We start from the raw sequence: 6,096 nt of genomic DNA on the forward strand, positions 1-6,096 counted from the left end.
GGCGCTGGCGTCGGTGTGGCGGGCGGCTGGGCACCGGTTGCTGAATGCGTACGGGCCGACCGAGGCCACGGTGGTGGCGAGTATCGGGGCGGTGGAGGCAGAGGGTGAGGTGCCGCCGATCGGGGGGCCGGTTCCTGGTGCTCGTCTGTATGTGGTGGACGGGTCGCTGGATCTGGTGCCGGTGGGTGTGGCGGGCGAACTGCTTGTGGGTGGCGCGGGAGTGGCGCGTGGGTATGGGGGGCGTGCGGGGCTGACGGCGGAACGGTTCGTTGCGGATCCGTTCGCCGCGGATGGTTCGCGGGTGTATCGGACTGGTGACCGGGTGCGGTGGCTGGCGGATGGCCGGCTGGAGTACGTGGGCCGGGTGGATGAGCAGGTCAAGGTGCGTGGTTACCGCATCGAACCGGCGGAGATCGAAACCGTCCTGACCGCCCACCCGGACATCCGCTCCGCGGTGGTGACGGTGACCGGAGAGGGTGACACGGCCCGGCTGGCCGCCTACCTGGTCCCCGCCGACCCAGCCGAGAGCATCCCTGCCCCGGGCGAGCTGCGTGAGTACCTGCGGTCCCGGCTGCCCGTCTTCATGATCCCGGCTTCCTTCACCGAGCTGTCCGCGTTCCCGCTGACTCCGGGCGGCAAGATCGACCGGGCGGCCCTCCCCGACCCCGACCCGGAGGGTACGGAACTCGACGGATTCACAGCGCCCTCGACCCCCGCCGAAGAGGTCCTGGCCGGCATCTGGGCGGAACTCCTCGAAGTGGACCGGGTCGGCGCCTGCGACGACTTCTTCCAGCTCGGCGGGCACTCCCTGCTGGCCACCCAGGTGATGTCCCAGGTGCGGGCGGTGTTCAGCGCCGAGGTGCCGCTGTCGGCCCTGTTCGAACACCCGACGGTCCGAGGCCTCGCCGAGGTGATCGAGGGCACCGCGCGCGGCCTGGTGGTGCCGCCGGTGACCGCGGTGTCCCGCGACCGGCAGCTGCCCCTGTCGTTCGCCCAGCAGCGGCTGTGGTTCCTCCACCAGCTGGAGCCGGAGTCGACCGAATACAACCTGCTGCTGCCCGTCGAACTGGGCCCGAACCTGGACGTGGCCGTCCTGGACGCGGCCCTCGGCGCGCTGGTCGCCCGGCACGAGGTGCTGCGGACCCGGCTGGTGGCGGGCACCGACGGGGTGGCGTACCAACTGATCGACCCGCCGCGTCCGTTGCCGCTGCCCGTGGTGGACGTGTCGGCCACGGCCGACCCGGAGGCCGCCGTACGGGACCTGCTGGGGGCGGAGGCGGCCACCCCCTTCGACCTGGCGGCCGGACCGCTGGTCCGCGCCTGCCTGATCCGCTCGGGTGGGGCCGGGCACGTGCTGGTGTTGTCGCTGCATCACGTGGTCTTCGACGAGTGGTCTGCACGGGTGTTCCGGCGCGAGCTGTCCGCCCTCTACACGGCGCTGCGGGCCGGAGAACCGGACCCGCTGCCGCCCCTCCCGGTGCAGTACGCCGACTTCGCGGCCTGGCAGCGGTCCTGGCTGGCCGGTGAGGTCCTGGACGGGCAACTCGCCTATTGGCGGGACGAACTGGCCGAGGTGCCGGTGCTGGAACTGCCCACCGACCGTCCTCGCCCGCCGGTGTTGTCCACCGCCGGGGCGGCTGTGGAGTTCACCGTGCCCGCAGACACCGCCGACCGGCTGCGGGAGATCGCCCGCGCGAACGGCGCGACGATGTTCATGACCCTGCTGGCGGGGTTCAACCTGCTGCTGAGCCGGTACTGCGGCACCGACGACGTCGTGGTGGGCACCCCCGTCGCGGGCCGCAACCGCGCCGAGACCGAGGACCTGATCGGGTTCTTCGTCAACACCCTGGTGCTGCGCACCGACCTGTCGGGAGACCCGTCCTTCACCGACCTCGTCGGGCGGGTACGGGAGACCGCGCTGGGTGCCTACGCCCATCAGGACCTGCCGTTCGAGCAGTTGGTGGACGCCCTGGTCACCGACCGCGACCGCTCCCGCACCCTCCTGTTCCAGGTCTTCTTCAACTACGTCGGAGCGGACGGCGGCGGCGGCGGTGCGCAGCCGGAGCCGGGTGCCCCGGACGAACGTGCCGCGGACATGCTCGCCCGCCCCCTCACCCTCGCCGACCTCGATCTCACGCTCAGCGACTCCGGCGAGGGCGGCCTGGCCGGGATCATCCAGTACAGCACCGCCCTGTTCGACGCGACCACGATCGAGCGTCTGGCCGGACACCTGGGCACCCTGCTGGCCGCGGCCGCCGATGAGGCCTCCCGGCCACTGTCCGCGCTGCCCGTCCTGACCGCCGACGAGCGCACGCGGCTGGTGCACACCTGGAACGACACCGCCGTCACCTGGCCGAGCCCGGTCGACCTGCCCGAGCTGATCGCCTCCCACGCGGTGGCCACCCCGGACGCGATCGCCGTGGTCTCCGGTCGGCGGTCCCTGTCGTACGGCGCGTTGCTGGCGCGGGCCGCCCAGCTCGCCCATCAGCTGCGCGCGGCCGGGGTCGGCCCGGAGTCCGTCGTCGGACTGGGCCTGTCACGCGGCATCGACCTCACGATCTCGGTGCTCGCGATCTGGCAGGCGGGCGGCGCCTTCCTGCCGCTGGACCCCGACTACCCGGCCGAACGGCTCGCGTTCATGCTCGCCGACAGCGGGGCCACGGTCCTGGTCGGCGGCCGGGAGATGACCGCCGCGCTCCCCGACGGCGCAGCCGACGGGCGCACGGTGGTGCTGCTCGACGACCCGGACGTGCAGCGGCGGCTGGCCGCGATGCCGACGGAACCCCCCGTCCCGGCGACGGCGGCGGGCAGGCTGGCCTACGTCATCTACACGTCCGGGTCGACGGGAACACCGAAGGGCGTCATGATCGCGCACGACGCCCTGGCGAACTACGTACGCGGCTTCAACGACCGGTACGCCATCACCGCCCGCGACCGGGTCCTGATGTACTCCTCCCCGAGCACCGACGCCTTCGGGATCGAGCTGTACCCGGGCCTGGCCGCGGGGGGCACGCTGGTGATCGTCCCCGCGTCCGGCCCGTCGACCGACATAGCCGGGCTGGCCGAGACGATGGCCGACCGGCAGGTGACCCTGCTGGGTACGGTCCCGGCCGTGCTGCGCCTGCTCAGCGGGCTCCCCGCCCTCGCGCGGTGCACGGCGCTGCGGCAAGTGGTCTGCGGAGGCGAGCAGCTCACCGGCGACATCGCCGCGGCTCTGCACCAGCGGCTGCGGGTGCCGCTGCACAACGTGTACGGGCCGACCGAGGCCACCGTCGACGCGACCTCCGCCACCTACGACCCGGCCACCGGCCACGCCGACGGAGCGCTGGCCATCGGCGGCCCGATCGCCAACACTCGGGCCTACGTGCTGGACCGCCACCTGAACCCGGTGCCGGTCGGGGTGGTCGGAGAGCTGTTCATCGGCGGGGCGCAGCTGGCACGCGGTTACGGCGGCCGGCCGGCGCTCACCGCGGAGCGGTTCGTCGCCGACCCGTCCACCGCCGACGGGTCGCGCATGTACCGGACCGGGGACCGGGTGCGGTGGCTGCCGGACGGGCGGCTGGAGTTCTTGAGCCGGACCGATGACCAGGTCAAGGTGCGCGGCTACCGGATCGAGCCCGGGGAGGTGGAGGCGGTTCTGGCCGCCCACCCGGGGATCCAGGCCGCGGCGGTCGTCGTGGCCGGGGACGGTCCGGCCGCCCGGTTGGCCGCGTTCCTGGTGCCCGCCGACCCCGCCGACGGCGTCCCCGCTCCGGGGATCCTGCGCGGGTTCGCCGGGCAAAGGCTGCCGGACTTCATGGTGCCGTCGGTGTTCACCGAGCTGGCCGCACTGCCGCTCACCCCGGCCGGCAAGGTCGATCGTGCCGCGCTGCCGTTGCCCGACGTCGCCCGTCCCGAGCTGGACGGTGCGTACGTCACCCCCGCGACCCCGGCCGAGGAACTCCTGGCCGGGATCTGGGCACAGCTCCTCGAAGTCGACAGGGTCGGCGCCGACGACGACTTCTTCGAGCTGGGCGGGCACTCGCTGCTCGCCACCCAGGTGGTCTCGCGGGTGCGTGAGGTGTTCGGGGCCGAGGTGCCCCTCGTGGCGCTGTTCGACCATCCGACGGTGCGCGGCCTGGCCGAGGTCGTCGAAGGCACCGCGCGCGGCCTGGTGGCGCCGCCGATGGCACCGGTGCCGCGGGACCGGCCGCTGCCGCTGTCGTTCGCCCAACAGCGGCTGTGGTTCCTGGACCAGCTCCAGCCGGGGTCGGTGGAGTACGTCGTGCCGTTCCTCGAACACCTGGGGCGGGACGTGGACGTGGCCGCGCTGACCGCTGCTCTGAGCGCGGTGGTGGCCCGGCACGAGGTGCTGCGGACCCGGCTGGTGGCCGACCCCGAGGGGACGGCCTGGCAGGTGATCGACCCGCCCGGCCCGTTCGACCTGCCAGTGGTGGACGTGTCGTCCCTGGCCGATCCGGTCCCGGGGACGCGAGCCCTGCTGGCGGCGGAGATGACGTCGCCGTTCGACCTGGCGGCCGGGCCGCTGGTCCGCGCCTGTCTGATCCGACTGGGCGAGGCGGGGCACGTCCTGGCCCTCACCATGCATCACGTGGTCTCCGACGAGTGGTCCGACCGGGTACTGCGGCGGGACCTGCTCGCCCTGTACGAGGCGTTCCGGGCGGGTGAGCCGGATCCGCTGCCGCCGCTGCCGGTGCAGTACGCGGACTTCGCCGTCTGGCAGCGGTCGTGGCTGTCCGGCGAGGTCCTCGACCGGCAGCTGGCCTACTGGCGCGAGCGGCTCGCCGAGGTGCCGGTACTGGAACTGCCGACCGACCGGCCGCGGCCGCCGGTGCGCTCGAACGCCGGTGCGGCGGTCGGGTTCACCATCCCTGAGCCGGTCGCGGACCGGCTGCGGGAGATCGCCCGGCGAAACGGCGTGACGATGTTCATGACGCTGCTGGCCGGATTCTCGGTGGTACTGGGTCGGTACGCGGACACCGACGACGTCGTCGTCGGATCGCCGGTGGCGGGCCGGAACCGTGCCGAGACCGAGGACCTGATCGGGTTCTTCGTGAACATGCTGGTGATGCGGGTCGACCTGTCGGGCGGACCGTCGTTCACGGAGGTTCTGGACCGGGTGCGGGAAACGGCGCTGGGCGCCTACGCCCATCAGGACCTGCCCTTCGAGCAGTTGGTGGACGCGCTGGTCACCGAGCGGGACAGGTCCCGCACCCCGCTGTTCCAGGTGTCGTTCGACTACTTCGGGGACGAGGGCGTGCAGGGTGACACGCCGGCCGGAAGCGGCGAACAGGCCGAAGGACTGGCCAAGGTCGACCTGCGGCTCACGGTGGGCGGCACCGGTGCCGACGGCGGACTGACAGGCATGATCGCGTATGCGACGGCGTTGTTCGACCGGAGCACGGTCGAGCGCATGGCGCAGCACCTGTGCACGGTGCTGGCCGAGGTGACCGCCTCCGCGGCCGGACCCCTGTCCGAGGTGCCGATGCTCACCGCCGACGAGCGTGCGGAGTTGGTGGAGGGTTGGAGCGGGGCGGGGGTTGCGGACCTGGCTCGGGGTGGGGTCGCGGACCTGGTGTTGGAGCGTGCGGGTTTCGCTGGGGACGCGGTGGCGGTGGTGGGTCCGGAGGGGTGTCTGACGTACGGCGGTCTGGCGGAGCGGGCGGGGAGGCTGGCCGGGTATTTGCGTGGGGTTGGGGTGGGGCCTGAGTCCGTGGTGGGGCTGTGTCTGCCCGCGGGGGTGGAGATGGTGACGGCGGTGTTGGGGGTGTGGCTGGCGGGTGCCGCGTATCTGCCGCTGGATCCGGCGTTCCCGGCCGACCGGCTGGGGTTCATGCTCGCCGACAGCCGCGCGGCGGTGGTGGTGGGCCATCGGGCGACGGCCGCCGAGCTGGCGGACACCGCGGTGGAGACGGTGCTGTGGCTGGACGACCCGGCGGTACGTGCGGATCTGGCCGCGTTGCCTGCTACGCCGCCGGAGCCAGTGGCAGTGGACCCGGCTCAGCTGGCGTATGTGGTGTATACGTCGGGTTCGTCGGGGCGGCCGAAGGGTGTGCAGGTCACGTTCGGTGGTGTGGCGGCGTATGTGGCGGGGGT

At 72.9% G+C, this 6,096-nt stretch carries 1 protein-coding gene and 1 pseudogene; both read left to right on the forward strand.

Annotated features, from left to right (window positions below; genetic code table 11):
• Positions 1 to 13 precede the first annotated feature (13 nt).
• A pseudogene (locus ABZ098_RS44790) lies at positions 14 to 223 on the forward strand (AMP-binding protein); the annotation flags it as partial.
• Positions 224 to 301: 78 nt separating this feature from the next.
• A partial coding sequence (locus ABZ098_RS44795; RefSeq protein ID WP_356600852.1) for an amino acid adenylation domain-containing protein occupies positions 302 to 6,096 on the forward strand: 5,795 nt, incomplete at its 3' end.

The sequence above is a fragment of the Streptomyces sp. NPDC006335 genome (genome assembly GCF_040612795.1).
Classification (GTDB): Bacteria; Actinomycetota; Actinomycetes; order Streptomycetales; family Streptomycetaceae; genus Streptomyces.